Source organism: Cytobacillus depressus (genome assembly GCF_008923245.1).
Taxonomy (GTDB): domain Bacteria; phylum Bacillota; class Bacilli; order Bacillales; family Cytobacillaceae; genus Cytobacillus; species Cytobacillus depressus.
This window is the reverse complement of record NZ_WBOS01000013.1, coordinates 100656-120501: the sequence shown is the minus strand read 5'-3', so window position 1 is coordinate 120501 and position 19846 is coordinate 100656. Positions and strand designations below refer to the sequence as shown.

Sequence of the window (19846 nt, the reverse complement as noted above, 5' to 3'; positions counted from 1 at the left end):
CTGAGCCAGGATCAAACTCTCCAATAAATTGTGAGTTGATTAGCTCATAATGTCTTTTTGATAAAAAGACTAAAACGTTGACGTTTTGTTCGTTCAGTTTTCAAAGAACTATCTTGTCGCCTAGAAGCGACTTTATTAATATAACATTATAGCAATATAATGTCAACAACTTTTATTTCTTTATTTTAAAAAAGAATTTCTCACTTGCTGACTTGAATTAGTATACCAGCGTGCCCATCCTTTTGCAAGTGCTTTTTATAATTTTTTATTAAAAAACTCTCCTATAAATCAGAAGAAATGACTTATAGGAGAACCCCTTATTTTAGAACTTCTTCTATGTATAATTGGCGGTGTTTTTCCAGATGGAAAACTTCACCGTTTGATATTATTTTAACTAACGGCCTCGTCGGAGCTTTTTCATCAATAAATAAAATTTCAGCCGTTTGACCGTCTGAAAGCTTGACATTGCTCCCGATTGAAAAAGTCATAAATCCGGATCCGATTGCTTGCATGGCTGCAATATCATATTTTCCAAACATATCCTGAAGCATCATCTCTAATACTTTAAAAGGAGACTGCTTCCTTCGATAAAGTCTATTACATGTCATTGCATGGAAGGTATCAGCGACCCCAATGATTTTTGCGAAAGTGTTGATTTTATTACTTTGTTCCCCAAAGGGATACCCGCTCCCATCTAACCTTTCATGATGTTGGAAAATACCTAGCTTTGTAGTATCCCTTAATAGAGAAATATTTTGCACCATTTTATAACTATAAGCTGGGTGTCTTTTAATCTCTTCAAATTCTTGCAAAGTTAATGCTGAATTTTTAAAGAGAATGGATGAGTCGATCTTCGCCATTCCGCAATCAGAAAGACACCCTCCGATAGCAAGCTGGACGATATCTCCTTTGCTAAGTTTGAGCTTCCTTCCGATGAAAGCGCTCAATAATCCTACAGCTACGGAATGCTGATATACATATTCTTCATTTGTTGATAAATGATGTATGGAAAATAGACTAGAGGACTTTGTTTCTGCCTTTTCAATTAAAGGCAGCATAATATTCCTAACCTTTGAAATATCAATCGGCAAACCAGACTGCCAATTTTTAAATTCCTTTTTATACTCTTGGACCGCTAGTAGAAACAGGTCCTCAAGACTAGCATTACTCGCTATTATGGATTCTTTAACTTCAGGGCCAGGGCTCAAGTCATCACTTAAAGAATCCGTAGGAATAAATGCTGTCCCATTGACTAATAATTTTTCTACTTCTACCTCTTTAATGAGGAAAATTTCTAAAATATGTATCAATTCATCAGTTAAAATTGTTTTTTTAGAAACAATTGGACGATTCGTCAGACTAAAGACGTCTTCAGAAAGAATACATCCCTCTCGCAATTCTTTAATATGTACCCGCAAGTCTTCCACCCCAAATGTCATGAGTCATTTATACCATTATAACCCATTATATAAGAAAAGCGGAAGTGCTTTGTACTTCAAGGGCATCTGCCCATCATAAATACTAACTCTTTTACTCGTACGATCACTATTCTCAGAATTTCTTTATTGTGCTAGGCAATAAAAAAGAAGGAACACAAATTTGCGTTCCTCCTTGTTAATCTTTATTCTTGCTCATCCTCTGCTACTTCTTCAGCAGGCAGGGACTCGGCGCTTTCAAGTGGCTTGGCCATTTCTTCTTCAGGCTTGTCTTCATCTTTTTCAACCTTGGCAACGGTCGCAACAAATTCATCGATATTTTCATCTAAGCGAATAAGTCTTACACCTTGCGTATTCCGTCCCATCGTTGAGATGTCGCTGACAGCCATCCGGATAAGAACACCGCCAGTTGTAATAAGCATGAGATCCTCTTCACCTGTAACTGCTCTCATGGAAACAAGGCTGCCGTTTTTCTCTGTAATATTACATGTTTTAATCCCTTTACCGCCTCTTCCTTGAATACGATATTCTTCGGAAGGGGTCCGTTTCCCGTAACCGTTTTTCGTTACAATTAGGATTTGGGAATTCTCTTCTAATACTTCCATTCCGACTACTTCATCATCTTCGCTTAAGTTTATCCCTTTTACGCCGGTAGCTGTACGGCCCATTGAGCGTACATCCTCCTCAGGGAAACGAATAAGTAATCCATTCTTGGTACCGATAATGATTTCCTTGCTGCCATCTGTCAGGCGGACAGAAATAAGTTCGTCATCTTCTCTTAAATTGATCGCTATTAATCCGTTGTTTCTAATATTAGCGAATGAAGTAAGTGGGGATCGCTTCGAAATCCCTTGCTTCGTTGTAAAGAACAAGAACCAATCATCGACAAATTCCTCAATCGGAATAATCGCATTGACCCATTCGTCCTTTTCTATGCCGCTTAACAGGTTCACAATTGGAATCCCTTTCGCTGTGCGGCTAAATTCAGGAATTTCATACCCTTTCGAACGGTATACCTTCCCTTTATTTGTAAAGAATAGAATGGTGTCATGAGTAGATGTTGTTATTAAATGCTCAACAAAGTCATCTTCATTCGTTCCCATTCCTTGAATTCCACGGCCGCCACGTCTTTGGGCACGATAAGTAGAGACAGGCAGACGCTTAATATAGCCTTTATGCGTTAAAGTGATGACTATATTTTCGCGTGGAATTAAGTCTTCGTCTTCAATCTGTTCAATGCCGCCTGACACGATTTCCGTGCGGCGCTCATCATTAAATCTTTCTTTAATTTCAAGCAATTCTTCACGGATAATTTCGAGGACTTTTTCCTCATCCGCTAAAATCGCTTTAAGCTCAGCAATTAATTTTACTAAGCTTGCATACTCGTCCTCAATCTTTTCGCGTTCTAAGCCTGTTAAACGCTGTAGACGCATGTCTAAAATGGCCTGAGCTTGCTTTTCAGAAAGATTGAATTTAGACATTAATCCTTCTCTAGCAATATCCGTTGTTTGGGAACTGCGGATTAAGGCAATGACTTCATCCAAATGATCGAGTGCAATGCGCAATCCTTCAAGAATATGGGCACGCGCTTCCGCTTTTCTTAATTCAAACTCTGTTCTGCGGCGGATCACGACTTTTTGATGATTGAGGTAATACTCTAGGCATTGCTTTAAATTGAGTACCTTAGGCTCACCATCAACTAAAGCGAGCAAATTGATACCAAAGCTTGTCTGCATAGCTGTTTGCTTATATAAATTATTTAATAGCACACTTGCATTCGCATCCCTGCGAACCTCGATTACAATCCGCATGCCGTTACGGTCAGATTCATCACGCAGATCGGTAATTCCATCAATTTTCTTATCTCTAACAAGCTCAGCAATTCTTTCAATTAGTTTCGCTTTATTTACTTGATAAGGGATTTCATTAACAATAATAACTTCTCTGCCATTCGCCTTTTGCTCAATTTCAACCTTCGCTCTTAATGTGATGGAGCCTCTTCCTGTTTCATAAGCCTTGCGAATGCCGCTGCGGCCGAGAATCATTCCAGCAGTCGGGAAATCCGGTCCGGGAATAATATCCATCAGTTCTGGAATTGTAATATCAGGATCCTGACTAATTGCCAAAACCCCATCAATCACTTCACCAAGCTGGTGCGGAGGAATATTTGTTGCCATGCCGACAGCGATTCCAGAGGTCCCGTTCACTAATAAATTCGGGAATCTAGCAGGTAAAACAACAGGTTCTCTTTCTTCCCCATCATAGTTATCTTGATAATCAATCGTATCTTTATTAATATCTCTTAAAAGCTCCATAGAAATCTTTGACATACGAGCTTCTGTATAACGCATCGCTGCTGCAGAGTCGCCGTCGACAGAACCGAAGTTGCCGTGACCATCGACAAGCATATAACGATAGTTAAAGTCCTGTGCCATCCGCACCATCGTTTCGTAAACAGCAGAGTCGCCATGAGGATGGTACTTACCAATAACGTCTCCAACGATACGAGCTGATTTCTTATAAGGTTTATCTGAATGCATGCCAAGATCATGCATCGCATATAAGATTCTGCGATGCACCGGTTTTAATCCGTCGCGAACATCCGGTAAAGCACGCGATACAATAACACTCATCGCATAATCAAGGAAGGATGATCGCATTTCCTGGCTTATATTAATCTCTTTTACTTGGGGCTTCGGAGTTTCAGCCATGTAAAGAACCTCCTTTATGTGAAAAGCTTAATTTACCTATTTTAAAAAAGTTGACAGCCTTATCGTTCTGTATATAAAACCAGGATAGAATAACAATGATCTATCCTGGTTCTAGAATCTTGTATGCTTTAAATATCTAAGTTCTTAACATATAGCGCATTTTCCTCAATGAACTGTCTGCGCGGCTCAACTTTGTCACCCATTAAGATTTCGAAGGTTTCATCCGCTTCGATTGCATCTTCGAGATTCACTTGAAGAAGGGTTCTTGTTTCAGGATTCATCGTTGTTTCCCACAGCTGATCTGGATTCATTTCTCCTAATCCTTTATAGCGCTGAACGTTTGGCTTCGGATTGCTTGATAAGCCTGCCATAATTTCTTCAAGCTGGCGTTCATTGTATGCATACTCGATTTTTTTCCCTTGCTGCACTTTATATAATGGCGGCTGGGCAATATAAATATATCCCGCTTCAAGGATTTGTCTCATATAGCGATAGAAGAACGTTAATAATAATGTCCGAATATGAGCACCATCCACATCCGCATCTGTCATAATGACAATCTTGTGATAACGGGCTTTTGAAATATCAAAATCATCGCCAATTCCCGTTCCTGCAGCTGTAATCATGGCTCTCACTTCATTATTCGAAAGAATTCGATCCAATCTCGCTTTTTCAACATTGAGGATTTTCCCTCTTAGCGGAAGAATCGCTTGGAAGTGGCGGTCACGGCCTTGCTTCGCTGAACCGCCCGCCGAATCACCCTCAACGATATATAATTCGGAGATCGATGCATCTTTAGAAGAGCAATCCGCGAGTTTCCCAGGTAAGCTGGAAACTTCGAGCGCGCTTTTTCTTCGCGTTAATTCACGGGCTTTTTTCGCCGCTAATCTTGCCCGGGCTGCCATCAGCCCTTTATCGACAATTTTTCTTGCTACCGTCGGATTTTCTAGTAAAAACTTCTCTAATGCTTCAGAAAATACAGTATCTGTAATAGCACGTGCTTCTGAATTTCCGAGCTTTGTTTTCGTTTGCCCTTCAAATTGAGGATCTGGATGTTTAATGGAAATAATCGCAGTTATTCCTTCACGAACATCTTCACCGGAAAGATTGGTATCATTTTCTTTAAAAATACCACTTCTTCGCGCGTAGTCGTTAATAACCCTCGTTAAAGCTGTTTTAAAGCCGACTTCGTGGGTACCGCCCTCATACGTATTGATGTTGTTCGCAAAGGAATAAATATTGCTTGTATAGCCATCATTGTATTGAATGGATACTTCCACATTAATTCCGTCACGCTCGCCCTCAATATAAATCGGTTCCTCATGAAGGACTTCCTTTGAACGGTTTAAATGCTCCACATATGACTTAATTCCGCCTTCATACATGTATTCAAGCTTTTTACCGTCTTCGCGTTTATCTTCAATCGTAATTTTTAAGCCACGATTTAAGAACGCTAATTCCCGAATTCGGTTTGCCAATGTCTCAAAGTCATAAACCGTCGTTTCTGTAAAAATCTCGGGATCCGGCTTGAAATGAATGGTGGAGCCAGTATGGTCTGTTTCCCCAATAATTTTTAAATCCTCAGTTGTCACTCCACGCTCAAATTTAATATAGTGAACATGTCCATCCCGATGGACAAATACTTCTAATTCAGTGGAAAGTGCATTTACAACTGAAGCGCCTACCCCATGCAATCCGCCAGAAACTTTATATCCGCCGCCGCCAAATTTCCCTCCGGCGTGAAGAACAGTCATAATGACTTCAACGGCCGGACGCCCCATTTTTTCCTGAATACCAACAGGAATTCCGCGCCCGTTATCGATGACTGTTATACTATTATCTTTCTCGATGCACACATTAATCTCTGAACAATATCCGGCTAATGCTTCATCGATACTGTTGTCTACAATTTCCCATACGAGATGGTGCAAACCCTTAGCACTTGTAGAGCCAATATACATTCCTGGACGCTTACGAACCGCTTCAAGACCTTCTAAAACTTGTATCTGATTGGCATCATAAGACTCTTCCTGCACAGCCTTTTGCTCCATTGACACATCGATCACCTACACTTTCGTTTGCATTACGTAAAAATATCCATCATCTATAAAAAAGCTTGGCTTGCTTTATTTTTCCGCCAAACTATTATCTTTTTTTAATATTTAAATAGCCGATTGGGTTGAACGTTTTTTTAACGTACTGGATGCCAGTGGAGAGAAATAGATTTTCTTCGTGGTGATGACCACTGATTTATAAGACCCTTTTGCGAGGTTAATGATTGATTGATTCCGGCGCTCTAAAAACTCTACTATCGCTTTAGAAGAGTGAACGCTTCGCTTATCAAGAATGGCAATGATGTCTTTGGACCGAACTAAAATATCTTCTCCGACATGAATGTACAAATGCTCACCTCATTGAATCTTTTTCATACTTCCGGCTTCTACTTTGAAAGCAGCCGCCTCTTTTAAGGTTTGATGATCAATGCCATCAACACTTGTCGTTGTGACAAAGGTTTGTACCTTACCTTGAATCGTATTCAGTAAATGAGATTGCCGATAATCATCAAGTTCAGAAAGAACATCATCAAGGAGAAGAAGTGGATATTCGCCAATTTCCGAATGAATAAGCTCAATTTCGGCAAGTTTAACAGATAAAGCGGTTGTACGCTGCTGGCCTTGAGAGCCAAAGGTTTGTACATCACGCCCGTTTACGTAGAAAAGAAGATCGTCACGATGAGGACCGAACATCGTCACTCCCCGTTCAATCTCTCTATTTTTAATTTTACTAAATTTTTCTTCGTATACTGTCATCATTTTCGACAAATCTTGCTCATCTGATACATCTGCCGACGGTTTGTACTCTATTTTTAAAGATTCAAGCCCTCTTGATATGCCTTCATGAATGGGCTTGGCCCAATTTTCAAGCAGCTGTAGAAATTCGAAGCGTTTTGAAATGATTTTTACCGCTGTTTGAATAAACTGCTCGGTTAAGATGTCCAGCATCGTATGATCGGTTTGTTTTTTTATTTGCAGTTGTTTTAAATAGTGATTCCTTTGCTGCAATATTTTTTGATACTGGCTTATATCATGTAAATACAAGGGAGAGACTTGCCCGATTTCCATATCGATAAAACGGCGTCTCACTTGCGGACTCCCTTTCACAAGATGGAGATCCTCAGGGGCAAACATGACTACATTCATATTCCCAACATATTGACTTAATTTTTGCTGCTCAATATGATTGCACTTTGCCTTTTTTCCCTTTTTAGAAATAATTAGTTCCATAGGCAGAGATCCGCGACTTTTTTGGACCCTACCCTCTATTTTAGCATACTCTTGATCCCAGCGGATAAGATCTTTATCATTTGACGTACGATGCGACTTTGCCATGGCCAAAACATAGATAGATTCCATGACATTTGTTTTCCCCTGCGCATTTTCGCCTAAAATGACATTGACCTTATTCTCGAACTGGACCTCTAAATTGTCATAGTTCCGATAATTTTTTAAACCCAATTGCTCTATATACATGGACGCGCCATCCTTTTAAGAGGATGTTCAAAAAGTCCGGGAAAAATAGCTGTCGAATTTCGGCGTCAGCTTGCTTCTCTGCTCCTCACGTATTAAAAGCATACGTTCCGGTGCTCGAAGGCTGCGCTTCCTTGAACTTCTCGGCTCTTTTTATCCTCCTTTTTGAACACACATTTTAATTAAACGATAACAAACGATCCGAATCCGGGGATTTGAATTTCATCTCCTGCTCGGAGCTTTCTGCCTCTTCTTTGATCTTGCTCCCCATTTATGAAAACTTCATATTCGCCTAAAAACCATTTAGCCATACCGCCAGATTGAATGACATCTGACACTTTAAGAAATTGGCCTAACGTAATGTATTCCGTATCAATATTTATTTTTGTCATCTTTTCACTTCCTCAATTATTTGACTTCTGAAAGCAAAAAAGGGAAATCTGCAAAATTCCATTGCAAATATAATGCGTATTCACAAATAAGCTCTAAAGTTCTATTTTACTAAAAAATTCGCTATTACACAAAGAAAAGCTACCAGCAATTGCTGGCAGCCTTTCTTCTTATCGTTTAATACGTTCTTACAGGCAAAATGAGCTGAAGGATGGAGTCATCGTTAATTGGACGAATAACAAACGGTCTCATTGCGCCTGTGAAGCTAATTGTAATCTCTGAGCCCTCTAATGTTTTCAGTGCATCCATCATAAATTTAGCACTGAAGGATATCTTTAACTCTTCGCCTTCGACAGATTTGCTTTGCAGCTCTTCGACAACATGTCCGATTTCTGGTGTGTTGGAGGAAATTTCGATAATTCCTCCTTCAATCGTCGTAAATTTAACGACATTGTTTCTTCCCTCTCTAGCAAGCAAGGAAGCACGATCAATCGCTTGAAGGAATTCCTTCGTGTTGACAACAATATCGGTTTTACTTTCTGTCGGAATTAATCTTGATGTGTCAGGATAATTCCCTTCTAGCAATCTTGAGAAAAACAGCACATGCTTGGCTTTAAATAAAACTTGATTTTCTGTAATAACGATTTCCACGAGATCATTATTATCATCCAAAATTTTACTTAACTCATTTAAGCTCTTCCCTGGAATGACAACATTATAATTTTCGGCATTCTCTGTTTCGATTCTTGCTTTTCTTAAAGCTAAACGATGACTATCTGTTGCAATACAGGTTAACTCCCCGTTTTCCACCTTCCAGTTGACACCTGTCAAGATGGGGCGTGTTTCTGAGGTGGACACTGAGAAAACAGTTTGGCGAATCATTGCTTTTAAAAGATCTGTTGGAACTTTAAATACATTTTCTTCTGATATTTGCGGTAAGAGCGGATATTCTTCCGCATCTAAGCCATTAAGTTTAAATTCGGACTTTCCGGAACGAATGACAGTTTGTAATTGGTTTTCCACATGGATTTCGACTGAGTCAGTCGGAAGCTTCTTAACAATTTCACTGAAAAACTTCGCTTGCAGTACGATTGCGCCTGTTTGCTTAATTTCAGCTATTTCATTTCCATCTTCTTCTTTAGGAATAAATGATTCAATGGAAATATCAGAATCACTTCCTGTTAATGTTACCCCTTCTGAAGTAGCAACAACTTTAATTCCTGTCAAAATCGGAATAGTCGTTCGGCTCGTTACAGCCTTCATGACATCTTGAACACTTTGAACTAAACGATCCCGTTGGATTATAAATCTCATTTCTTAATCCTCCGTCTAAATAAATTTTTTATATTTTAGTTATATATTTTCTTTAAAAAAATAATAGAAGTACTAGTAGGGCTTGTTAACATGTGGATAACTCTATTTTTTAATGGAAACACAGCCTATCCACATGTGGACAGACTGTGTATAAGCTTATCTATGTTATGCACACTATATTTTCAGGATTTCATGAATCTCTTTAATCTGCTTTTGAAATTGAGTATCTGTTTGGATAAGTTTTGAAATTTTTTCATGGGCATGAATGACCGTCGTATGGTCTCTGCCGCCAAATTCCTCACCAATTTTAGGCAAAGAGAAATCAGTGAGCTCTCTTGATAAATACATAGCAATTTGTCGAGGGAAAGCAACAGATTTTGTCCGCTTTTTCGCTTTAAAATCTTCTAGCTTCACATTATAGTGTTCTCCGACAACGCGTTGAATATCAAGAATCGTAATGACTTTTGGCTTTGAGCTCGGAATGATGTTTTTAAGCGCTTCGGCTGCTAAATCAGCATTAATGTCTTTATTAATTAAGGATGAGTACGCAACAACGCGAATAAGAGCGCCCTCTAGTTCACGGATATTGGAATCAATCTGATTAGCAATATAAAGCATGACTTCATTCGGAATATCGAGTCCTTCCGCTTTTGCCTTTTTTCTAAGAATAGCAATTCTTGTTTCCAAATCAGGCGGCGTAATGTCGGTAATAAGACCCCACTCAAACCTGGATCGCAGACGGTCTTCGAGTGTAGGGATTTCCTTCGGCGGCCGGTCACTTGAAATAATAATTTGCTTACTTTCCTCATGTAATGTATTAAATGTATGGAAAAATTCCTCTTGAGTTGATTCTTTTCCCGCTAGAAACTGAATATCATCTATTAAAAGCACATCGACTTTTCGATATTTATTTCGAAAATCGACAGCTTTATTATCACGAATCGAGTTAATGAACTCGTTCGTAAACTTTTCTGATGATAAATAGACGACCTTAGCCGATGGATTATGATCTAACACATAATGGCCAATAGCATGCATAAGGTGAGTTTTTCCTAGCCCAACTCCCCCATATATAAATAATGGGTTATATGCTTTGGCTGGAGCTTCTGCAACAGCTAATGAAGCGGCATGGGCAAAGCGGTTGCCAGACCCAATAACAAAGGTGTCAAATGTATATTTCGGATTCAGCATATTGACAGGCAATTCTGTGTGTTCATCCTCTTTTTCTGCTTTTTTCGGCGCATTTTGGATGTTCTGCCCGTCATCATATTGATTTTGAGGAATAATAAATTTTACTCCTAATTCTTCTCCAGTGATGTCATAGAGAATACCAGAGATCAGTTGGGAATAGCGTTCTTCTAGCCAATCTCGAGCAAACTCATTTGGTGCAGTGATCACTAAAGAGTCCCCTTGAAGAGAATGAGCTTTCGTCGACTTCAGCCATGTTTCATAGCTTGGTTTGCTTATTTTCTTTTCAATTTCGGCTAATGCATTATTCCAAAGATCCGAAATGTTCTCCAATAGATAGCCCTCCTTTGCCAGTTACTATAAAAAGAAATAGTGATATCGTCGTAGGTAAACAATCACATTTTATAAGTGTTTAAGAATGATAGGCGCCAAAAAAATATAGGTTATACCACCAGTACAACCTATATATTAATAAATATACAGTCTCATGTATGTGGAAAAACATATTATAAGGAAGAGAAGAAGGATTTCGACAATATCCACTAGTTGTGGACAAGGTTTTACAACCATATAGAATAACTCATCCACATGTTATCCACAATCTGTGGATAATACAGTTATGCACAATGATTTATTAAGTGTGAAAACACAAATATGATAACAGATATTCCTAATAGGTGCAATGGTTTTTAATAATTTATCCACAAGCTTAAGGGCATGTGGATTTTATTTGTCCACAAGAGGTGATTCTGTGAAAAAGCTGTCAATATGTGTTGTGGATAATAAAAAATGTGTCGAAAAATTATCCACAAGTCGAAAATTCGAAGGTTAAGGTCGCATGACTCAATGTTATGGCTTGCACTTGTACATCGTATGCTTTGAAGTGGAAGCGAGCTAAAATAGCATGATGAAAAATATAATTGGAGAAAATTACTTTCTTAAGAAACAAATTTTTAAGTGACAATGAGCGAAAAAGAGAGTAAAATTTCTAGGTAGAACTTTTGGTTAATGTGAAAATGAATGTAGTTTTTTATAATTGGATGATCTTCGGGCTCTATCCGCTCGAGGCGCTTTCGCATTATAGCTGTCTAGCCGCAGCGCAAAGCGTTTCTGCTTTTCCAGTTGACAACATTCTAGTTACATCTTTATAATTAGTAAGACTGTCTTTAACAGCTATTCCTCAGGGAGGTGTCATATAATGAAAAGAACTTTCCAACCAAAGAAACGTAAAAGAAGTAAAGTTCATGGATTCCGCAGCCGCATGAGCACGCCAAACGGACGTAATGTTCTAGCTCGTCGCCGCCGTAAAGGAAGAAAAGTATTATCTGCTTAGGCCACTGAAACGTCAGTGGTCTTTTTTTCCATAGACTATTAAAATTTCTACAAAGTCTTACGCTTTTTAGAGAGGGTTAGGACGATGAAAAAAGAATTTCGCGTAAAAAAGAATAAAGATTTTCAAGAGGCCTTTAAAAATGGCAATTCATTTGCGAATCGCCAATTTGTTGTTTATTCATTAAGAAAGCCGGATCAGGAGCATTTTCGAATCGGTCTTTCTGTAAGCAAGAAAATTGGTAACGCTGTCACGAGGAATCAGATTAAGCGCTATGTGCGCCAGGCCTTCCATGAGCTTGAAAATGAATTAAATCAGAAATTTGATTATATTATTATTGCGAGAAAACCTGTCGCTGAGATGGGATTTCATGAGATCAAAAGCAGTTTAATTCATGTGTTGAAGCTCTCGAGAGTTTTGAGTAAACACAAGGCTGGCTATAATGAAAAACAGTGAGGGGCTTCAATGCTTTTCATTAAAGACATGCTCTATTAAAAGTGTTAAAATAAATGAAGTATTGTTTTTTCCATAATCTTCTGAATGGATTTGCTTCGTAAGAGGAAGAAACATGTGGAAATCAACTAGCGTATATAAATTTTTCAGGAGCAGTAAGGAGGAAAAATCGTTTGAAGAAAAGAATACTACTTGTAGTCGGTTTAATTTTCTTAATGGCGCTCTTATCAGGCTGTACGGATATTAGTAAGCCGATTACTGCGGAAAGTGAAGGGTTTTGGAACCAATACATAGTTTATCCGCTTTCACTTTTAATTATAAAAGTTGCTGAATTTGCGGGTGGCAGCTTTGGATTATCTATTATTATTGTAACGATTATTGTTCGCTTGTTCATGCTTCCTTTAATGATAAAGCAAACAAAAAGTTCAAAGGCAATGCAGGCATTACAGCCGGAAATGCAAAAGTTGAAAGAAAAGTACAGCTCAAAGGATCAGAAAACTCAACAAAAGCTACAGCAGGAAACAATGGCATTATTTCAGCAGCACGGGGTAAATCCATTAGCTGGATGTTTCCCTTTACTGATCCAGATGCCAGTTTTAATTGGCTTCTACCATGCCATTTCTCGTACTCAAGAGATTAAATTGCATTCATTTTTATGGTTTGAATTAGGTGCACCAGATCCAATATACTTATTGCCGTTAGTTGCTGGTGTCACTACATTTATTCAGCAAAAAATGATGATGGCAGGCACAGCTAATCAAAATCCGCAAATGGCGATGATGCTTTGGCTTATGCCGATTATGATTGTCGTTTTTGCGATTAACTTCCCAGCTGCTCTTTCACTGTATTGGGTAGTCGGAAATATCTTCATGATTGTTCAGACGTATTTCATTAAAGGGCCGGAGCTGAAACAGGCAGCAGCCGGTAAAGCAGGAGGAGCTAAAAAGTGAAACAAGTCACTGCTACAGGGACTACCGTCGAGGAAGCAGTAAAGTCGGCTCTAGCTCAGTTGCAGACAACAGAAGAACGTACAGAAATTACAATCGTTGATGAAGGCAAAAAAGGATTTTTCGGCATCTTTGGTTCACGACCTGCAATTGTAAAAGCTGTGATGAAACTCGATCCAATTGAGGAAGGAAAGAAGTTTCTGTTAGAAGTTAGTGAAAAGATGGGCGCTGCTATTGATATTGAAGTAGAAGGTGAAGGCAGAAACATCCAATTCATTTTAACAGGAGAAAAGATCGCCTTACTTATTGGAAAAAGAGGCCAGACTTTAAATTCTTTGCAATATTTAACACAATTAGTGATCAACCGCTATTCAGATCAATACATGAATGTTATTCTCGATGCAGAGGATTACCGAAAAAGACGAAATGATACACTTATTCAACTAGCTGGGCGGCTCGCGCAAAAGGCAATTAAAACAGGTCAAGCAATTACTTTAGAACCGATGCCTTCTTATGAGCGCAAAGTAATTCATACTGCACTAGCAGAAAATAAGCGGATCAAAACGTATTCTAGCGGAAACGACCCGCATCGTCATCTAGTCATTTCACCAGTGAAATAAGCAATAACCCAATCAGTTGATTGGGTTATTTTTTTGCCGAAAAAGCATTTTTATGATTTGAGGGTGATTCAATCACTTGATTTCTAGCTTTTATTGTTATTCACATGTGGATAAGCTAAAATATAGTATAATTAATTTTTGTAGTTGTGGATAAAAACTAAAATCATAAAAAAATTATAGTTGTGGACAAGTTTAATTGGTGCGGAAAGTAAGGGCAAACTTGTTTTCTAATAAAAAGGCATATGATATTCTATTATTTTGTAGAAATCACATGAAACAATTTTTAAATAGATAAGATGTAAGTGAAAAGAGGTGGAGTTAATGGAATTTGATACAATTGCTGCAATATCGACGCCGATGGGTGAAGGGGCTATAGCTATTGTTCGTTTAAGTGGCGACCAGGCCATTTCGATTGCAGATAAACTGTTTAGAGGTGTCGGAGGGAAGAGACTGAAGGAGACAGCCTCTCATACAATTCATTACGGCCATATGATGGATCTGAAGACGAATGAGATTGCCGAAGAGGTGATGGTTTCCGTTATGAAGGCTCCGAAAACTTTTACGAAAGAGAATGTTGTTGAAATCAACTGCCACGGGGGAATAGCGTCGGTTAACCGCGTGCTGCAGCTTGTTTTAAGCAATGGGGCCAGACTTGCAGAGCCAGGAGAGTTTACGAAAAGAGCCTTCTTAAATGGACGGATTGATTTATCTCAGGCGGAGGCCGTCATGGATTTAATTCGGGCCAAAACTGATCGGGCGATGAATGTAGCACTCGGACAAATGGAAGGAAGGCTTTCGAAACTCATTCGGAAGCTGCGTCAGGAGATTTTAGAGACGCTTGCCCATGTTGAGGTGAATATTGATTATCCTGAATATGATGATGTTGAAGAGATGACTCATCAGCTTTTATTAGAGAAAGGCTCTTATGTAAAAGAGGAAATCGAAAAGCTGCTTCGCACATCTCATCAAGGGAAAATACTGCGTGAGGGCTTATCAACTGTAATCGTTGGACGTCCAAATGTAGGGAAATCGTCGCTATTAAATAGCCTCGTGCAGGAGAATAAAGCGATCGTTACAGACATTCCGGGCACAACCCGTGATGTGATTGAGGAATATGTGAATGTTCGCGGTGTACCATTGCGATTATTGGATACGGCTGGAATAAGGGAAACAGAGGATATAGTCGAACGAATCGGCGTTGAAAGGTCCCGGCAAGTTTTAAAAGAAGCGGACCTTATTTTGCTTGTTCTTAATTATTCGGATGATTTATCTAGTGAGGACGAAAATTTATTTAAAGCGGTTGAAGGCATGGATGTTATCGTCATTGTCAATAAAACAGACCTGCCTCAGCGTATTAATATGGAGCGGGTTCGGGAGCTTTCGCAAAATCATAAGCTTGTCACTACATCCTTGTTAGAAGATCAAGGCGTGGATGAGCTGGAGGAAGCGATTGCTGCGCTCTTTTTCGAAGGCTCTATTGAGGCTAGGGATATGACATATGTTTCGAATTCTCGTCATATTGCCTTGCTGAATCAGGCATTAAGCGCGATGGAAGATGCGTTAATGGCGGTGGAAATGGGCACACCAATTGATATCGTCCAAATTGATTTTACGAGAACTTGGGAGCTGCTCGGAGAAGTTATTGGCGACAGTGTTCATGAAAGCTTGATTGATCAGTTGTTTTCGCAATTTTGTTTGGGGAAATAGTGTAAGTGATGAAAACGCGCTTCATGAAGAATTTACTTTCAACCTTAATCTTATAGATTCAATCTTTTGCGTAAAATAAGCTAAAACACGAAAAAAATACAAAAGGAGGCAGCATCATGCCATATGAAGCTGGAACATATGACGTCATAGTGGTCGGGGCTGGTCATGCGGGCTGTGAAGCTGGCCTTGCGTCCGCCCGCATTGGCGCAAAGACACTCGTCATAACGATAAATTTAGATATGGTTGCCTTTATGCCATGTAATCCTTCAATCGGCGGCCCGGCAAAAGGCACTGTTGTGAGAGAAATTGATGCTTTGGGTGGGGAGATGGCGAAAAACCTTGATAAAACCTACATCCAAATGCGAATGCTGAATACAGGAAAAGGCCCGGCTGTTCGGGCCTTAAGGGCACAGGCCGATAAGTTTATGTATCAGCATGAAATGAAAAAAGCGCTTGAAAACCAAGAGAATCTCACTTTGATTCAAGGAATGGTTGAGCAGTTAATTATAGAAGATGGAGTTTGTAAAGGGGTCATTACTCAAACAGGTGCCGTCTATCATTCAAAAACTGTCATTATTACGACAGGGACTTTTTTAAGAGGCGAAATTATTTTAGGCGAGCTGAAATATTCAAGCGGTCCGAATAATCAGCAGCCATCTATTAAGCTGTCTGAGAATTTAGAAGAGCTAGGGTTTGAGCTTGAACGCTTTAAGACGGGGACACCTCCTCGCGTGAACAGCAATACGATTGATTATAGTAAAACAGAAATTCAGCCTGGCGATGATGCGCCGCTCGCTTTCTCTTATGAAACAACGAAATTTATTACGGATCAGCTGCCATGCTGGCTCACATATACGAGTGAAAGAACCCATGAAATCATCGAAGCCAATCTTCACCGTTCGCCGATGTATTCAGGAATGATTAAAGGAAAAGGCCCGCGTTACTGCCCATCCATCGAGGATAAAATCGTGCGCTTTAATGATAAGCCACGTCATCAAATTTTCCTTGAGCCTGAAGGCAGAAATACGCAAGAAGTCTATGTTCAAGGGTTATCGACAAGCTTGCCGGAGGAAGTGCAGCATGATTTGATCCGCAGTGTGCCTGGACTAGAAAATGCGAAGATGATGCGCGCGGGCTATGCGATTGAATATGATTCAGTTAGACCGACACAGCTTTGGCCGACATTAGAGACGAAAAGAGTGAAAAATTTATATACAGCAGGGCAAATTAATGGAACTTCCGGCTATGAAGAAGCAGGTGCACAAGGGCTTATGGCCGGCATTAACGCTGCAATGAACGTGTTTGGAAAAGAAGAGGTTATTTTAAGCCGTTCGGACGCCTATATCGGAGTCATGATTGATGACTTGATTACGAAGGGAACACAAGAGCCATACCGCTTGCTTACTTCCCGCGCGGAATATCGCCTGCTGTTACGCCATGATAATGCGGATTTACGCTTAACAGAGCTTGGCTATTCTGTTGGCTTGATTAGCGAAGAAAGATATCAAAAATTCACGGCGAAAAAACAAGCGATTGAAAATGAAATTGAGCGGTTAAAAAGTATTATCCTTAAGCCTTCTAAAGATGTTCAAGAGGTAATTAAGAGTCTTGGCGGAAGCGAATTAAAGGACGGAATCCGCGCTTCAGACCTATTAAAAAGACCGGAAATGGCTTACGAGCATATTTGGCAGCTTGCTCCTGGCGAAGAGAGGCTTAATCCTGAAGTAGAGGAACAAGTGGAAATCCAAATTAAATATGAAGGCTATATCGACAAGTCGCTGCAGCAAGTAGAGCGGTTAAAGAAAATGGAAGACAAAAAGATTCCTGAGAATATTGATTATGACGCTATTACAGGTCTTGCAATGGAGGCTAGACATAATCTGAAAGAAGTTATGCCGTTATCGATTGCACAAGCCTCTAGAACTTCCGGTGTCAATCCTGCTGATATTTCGATTTTGCTCATTTATATTGAGCAGGGCCGTATTGCTAAGGTGACAAACGAATAATTTTTTCTTGGGAAAGGAATAGCACATGAATACTGAACAATTTATTGAAGCGCTGGCGGCGAAAGGAATTTCTCTTTCGCCTCAGCAGTTAGCGCAATATGAAAAATACTATTCTTTATTAGTAGAGTGGAATGAGAAAATGAACCTAACGGCAATCACAGATAAGCCAGAGGTGTATTTAAAGCATTTTTATGATTCCATTTCGGCTGCTTTTTACTTTGATTTTAACCGTCCTTTACATGTATGTGATGTTGGAGCGGGAGCGGGTTTTCCGAGCTTGCCGATTAAAATTGCCTTCCCGGAGCTTAACGTAACCATTGTTGATTCATTAAATAAGCGAATTGGATTTTTGGAGCATTTAACGAAGGAACTAGGCTTGGAGCATGTTCAGTTAATCCATGATCGTGCAGAAACATTTGGGCAGAAAAAAGAGCATCGTGAATCATATGATGTCGTTACTGCTCGTGCTGTTGCTAGGCTTTCAGTTTTAAGCGAGCTTTGTATGCCGCTCGTTAAAGTTGGCGGCACATTTGTTGCTATGAAGGGTGCAAGTGCAAAGGAAGAATTAGACGTAGGGAAGAAGGCTTTTTCTATCCTAGGCGGAAAACTCCAGCAAAGTTTTTCATTCACACTTCCGGAAGAGGAAAGTGAGCGGAACGTATTAATTATTAACAAAGAAAAGGCTACTCCGAAAAAGTACCCAAGAAAACCTGGTACTCCAAACAAGACTCCAATTGAATAAGGATTACAAGTTGAAGAAATTATGGCATAATTAGGGACAAGGAGTTTGGCTTCGTGTCCCTCGATTTTTTAGATGAATTTATCTAACAAGCTCAGGTAAATTTGGGCGCAAATACGTCGAGGCGTATTTGATTTGAAATACATAGGAAATCCTGTTTTCGGCAGGACTTGTCAATTTGATAGAGAATATGTAATAGGGAGTTTCGTAAAGGTGGTGTAGGGTGATGAAGCATTCTTTTTCACGCTTTTTTGGCCTAGGCGAAAAGGGAGAACGAGTTGAAATAGAAAAACAAGAAGAAATAGAAGTTGAGAAGGTGGGGGAGCACGAAGAAATAAGAAAAATCCCCATTGATCATATTGTTCCTAACCGGTTTCAGCCAAGAACGGTATTTGATGATGACAGAATTGAGGAACTGTCGAGAACCATCCATACTCATGGCATCATTCAGCCAATTGTTGTTCGGGAATTTGAAAATGGGCAGTTTGAAATCATTGCCGGTGAGCGTAGATGGCGAGCGATGAAGAAACTTGGCTGGGAAGAAGTTCCCGCCATTATCAAAAATTTAAATGACACGGAAACAGCATCTGTTGCATTAATTGAAAACCTGCAAAGAGAAGAACTATCCCCAATTGAAGAAGCGGTTGCATATGGGAAATTGTTAGAGCTACATAACCTAACACAAGAAGCATTGGCTCAGCGTTTAGGAAAAGGACAATCCACCGTGGCAAATAAGCTTCGGCTATTAAAGCTGCCTCAAGAAGTTCAGGATGCCTTATTATGTAAGGCCATTACCGAGCGCCATGCGAGGTCATTGATCCCGCTTAAGGATCCTGAAAAGCAAGTCAAATTGCTAGAAGAAATTATTGAAAAGAATCTCAATGTGAAGCAAACAGAGGACCGAGTCGTTCGGCTTTTGGAGCAAACCCATGCAAAGCCGAAGCCAAAAAGAAAAGCATTCAGCAAGGATATGCGTATTGCTGTAAATACAATCCGCCAATCCTTATCAATGGTCTCTGACAGCGGAATTAATTTAGATTCCCAAGAAGAAGAATTCGACGATTTCTATCAAATCACAATTAAAATTCCAAAGAAAAAATAATATCATATAATCATATGAGAAATTAAACAGCCCGCTATGTTTAATTTCTTATTTTTTTATGAAAAAATTAAATTGTCGTCGGATTCGGCAGAACTTGTCCTTGATGCACGAAGTAATCACCAGTGCAGTGAAATGAAGTTGACGACATTTACAAAATTGGATTAAGATCGCAAAAATACAAATATTTTCCGTGTAAAACTAAATCCTCGTTGTATATGTTTCCTCATCAATCCTACTTCAAATTAGTTGACTACATTTTACAATTATATTATTTCTCTTGTCTTTTTCATGGTAAAATAGAATACGTGATTGCCTTTTTTAGAAATTTAAGATAGTAAAAGTATTCTCGAATTTGAGAACTGTCTAGCTCCACAAG

At 39.4% G+C, this 19846-nt stretch carries 16 protein-coding genes; 8 read left to right on the top strand and 8 right to left on the bottom strand.

Annotated elements, in window-relative coordinates; translation table 11 throughout:
- Positions 1-317: 317 nt before the first annotated feature.
- From F7731_RS19740 to dnaA, 8 genes are all read right to left on the bottom strand, one after another.
- Positions 318-1418: an HD-GYP domain-containing protein gene (locus F7731_RS19740; RefSeq protein WP_246197331.1), complete on the bottom strand. Its 1101-nt coding sequence runs from the start codon at positions 1416-1418 to the stop codon at positions 318-320.
- 203 nt (positions 1419-1621) lie between these two features.
- On the bottom strand, positions 1622-4147 hold the full coding sequence (gene gyrA / locus F7731_RS19735; RefSeq protein ID WP_151536508.1) for a DNA gyrase subunit A: 2526 nt from the start codon (positions 4145-4147) through the stop codon (positions 1622-1624).
- Positions 4148-4275: 128 nt separating this feature from the next.
- A complete protein-coding gene (gene gyrB, locus F7731_RS19730) occupies positions 4276-6198 on the bottom strand; it encodes a DNA topoisomerase (ATP-hydrolyzing) subunit B (protein WP_151536507.1) in 1923 nt (640 codons plus the stop codon).
- 111 nt (positions 6199-6309) lie between these two features.
- The gene (remB, locus tag F7731_RS19725; protein ID WP_151536506.1) at positions 6310-6549 is read right to left on the bottom strand and encodes an extracellular matrix regulator RemB; all 240 of its coding nucleotides are present in this window, start codon (positions 6547-6549) and stop codon (positions 6310-6312) included.
- A 9-nt stretch (positions 6550-6558) separates the two neighbouring features.
- The gene (recF, locus tag F7731_RS19720) at positions 6559-7677 is read right to left on the bottom strand and encodes a DNA replication/repair protein RecF (protein ID WP_151536505.1); all 1119 of its coding nucleotides are present in this window, start codon (positions 7675-7677) and stop codon (positions 6559-6561) included.
- A gap of 179 nt (positions 7678-7856) precedes the next feature.
- The gene (gene yaaA / locus F7731_RS19715) at positions 7857-8066 is read right to left on the bottom strand and encodes a S4 domain-containing protein YaaA (protein WP_151536504.1); all 210 of its coding nucleotides are present in this window, start codon (positions 8064-8066) and stop codon (positions 7857-7859) included.
- A 175-nt stretch (positions 8067-8241) separates the two neighbouring features.
- The gene (dnaN, locus tag F7731_RS19710) at positions 8242-9378 is read right to left on the bottom strand and encodes a DNA polymerase III subunit beta (RefSeq protein WP_151536503.1); all 1137 of its coding nucleotides are present in this window, start codon (positions 9376-9378) and stop codon (positions 8242-8244) included.
- Between the two features lie 174 nt (positions 9379-9552).
- Entirely contained in the window at positions 9553-10899 is a 1347-nt protein-coding gene (gene dnaA / locus F7731_RS19705; RefSeq protein WP_151536502.1) for a chromosomal replication initiator protein DnaA, read from the bottom strand.
- Between the two features lie 865 nt (positions 10900-11764).
- Here dnaA and rpmH point away from each other — a divergent pair.
- The 8 genes from rpmH to noc all read left to right on the top strand — a co-directional run bounded on the left by rpmH (position 11765) and on the right by noc (position 19470).
- A complete protein-coding gene (gene rpmH, locus F7731_RS19700) occupies positions 11765-11899 on the top strand; it encodes a 50S ribosomal protein L34 (protein ID WP_151536501.1) in 135 nt (44 codons plus the stop codon).
- Positions 11900-11983: 84 nt separating this feature from the next.
- Complete coding sequence (gene rnpA / locus F7731_RS19695; protein WP_151536500.1) at positions 11984-12352, top strand: ribonuclease P protein component; 369 nt, start codon at positions 11984-11986, stop codon at positions 12350-12352.
- A gap of 170 nt (positions 12353-12522) precedes the next feature.
- Entirely contained in the window at positions 12523-13299 is a 777-nt protein-coding gene (spoIIIJ, locus tag F7731_RS19690) for a YidC family membrane integrase SpoIIIJ (protein WP_151536499.1), read from the top strand.
- Entirely contained in the window at positions 13296-13916 is a 621-nt protein-coding gene (gene jag / locus F7731_RS19685) for an RNA-binding cell elongation regulator Jag/EloR (protein ID WP_151536498.1), read from the top strand. Before spoIIIJ ends, jag begins: the two co-directional genes overlap by 4 nt.
- Positions 13917-14237: 321 nt before the next feature.
- A complete protein-coding gene (gene mnmE, locus F7731_RS19680) occupies positions 14238-15623 on the top strand; it encodes a tRNA uridine-5-carboxymethylaminomethyl(34) synthesis GTPase MnmE (RefSeq protein ID WP_151536497.1) in 1386 nt (461 codons plus the stop codon).
- Positions 15624-15739: 116 nt separating this feature from the next.
- Positions 15740-17629 (top strand): tRNA uridine-5-carboxymethylaminomethyl(34) synthesis enzyme MnmG, encoded by a 1890-nt coding sequence (gene mnmG, locus F7731_RS19675; RefSeq protein WP_151536496.1) that lies wholly within the window; start codon positions 15740-15742, stop codon positions 17627-17629.
- Between the two features lie 25 nt (positions 17630-17654).
- Positions 17655-18371 (top strand): 16S rRNA (guanine(527)-N(7))-methyltransferase RsmG, encoded by a 717-nt coding sequence (gene rsmG, locus F7731_RS19670; protein WP_151536495.1) that lies wholly within the window; start codon positions 17655-17657, stop codon positions 18369-18371.
- Positions 18372-18594: 223 nt separating this feature from the next.
- Positions 18595-19470, top strand: coding sequence for a nucleoid occlusion protein (noc, locus tag F7731_RS19665; RefSeq protein WP_151536494.1), 876 nt, complete (start codon positions 18595-18597; stop codon positions 19468-19470).
- Positions 19471-19846: the final 376 nt, after the last annotated feature.

Coding starts and splice junctions, on each gene's coding strand:
- rnpA (WP_151536500.1), top strand. CDS start 11,984: ATGAAAAAAGAATTTCGCGTAAAAAAGAATAAAGATTTTCAAGAGGCC.
- mnmE (WP_151536497.1), top strand. CDS start 14,238: ATGGAATTTGATACAATTGCTGCAATATCGACGCCGATGGGTGAAGGG.
- rsmG (WP_151536495.1), top strand. CDS start 17,655: ATGAATACTGAACAATTTATTGAAGCGCTGGCGGCGAAAGGAATTTCT.
- rpmH (WP_151536501.1), top strand. CDS start 11,765: ATGAAAAGAACTTTCCAACCAAAGAAACGTAAAAGAAGTAAAGTTCAT.
- mnmG (WP_151536496.1), top strand. CDS start 15,740: ATGCCATATGAAGCTGGAACATATGACGTCATAGTGGTCGGGGCTGGT.
- gyrB (WP_151536507.1), bottom strand. CDS start 6,198: ATGGAGCAAAAGGCTGTGCAGGAAGAGTCTTATGATGCCAATCAGATA.
- recF (WP_151536505.1), bottom strand. CDS start 7,677: ATGTATATAGAGCAATTGGGTTTAAAAAATTATCGGAACTATGACAAT.
- gyrA (WP_151536508.1), bottom strand. CDS start 4,147: ATGGCTGAAACTCCGAAGCCCCAAGTAAAAGAGATTAATATAAGCCAG.
- noc (WP_151536494.1), top strand. CDS start 18,595: ATGAAGCATTCTTTTTCACGCTTTTTTGGCCTAGGCGAAAAGGGAGAA.
- dnaN (WP_151536503.1), bottom strand. CDS start 9,378: ATGAGATTTATAATCCAACGGGATCGTTTAGTTCAAAGTGTTCAAGAT.
- yaaA (WP_151536504.1), bottom strand. CDS start 8,066: ATGACAAAAATAAATATTGATACGGAATACATTACGTTAGGCCAATTT.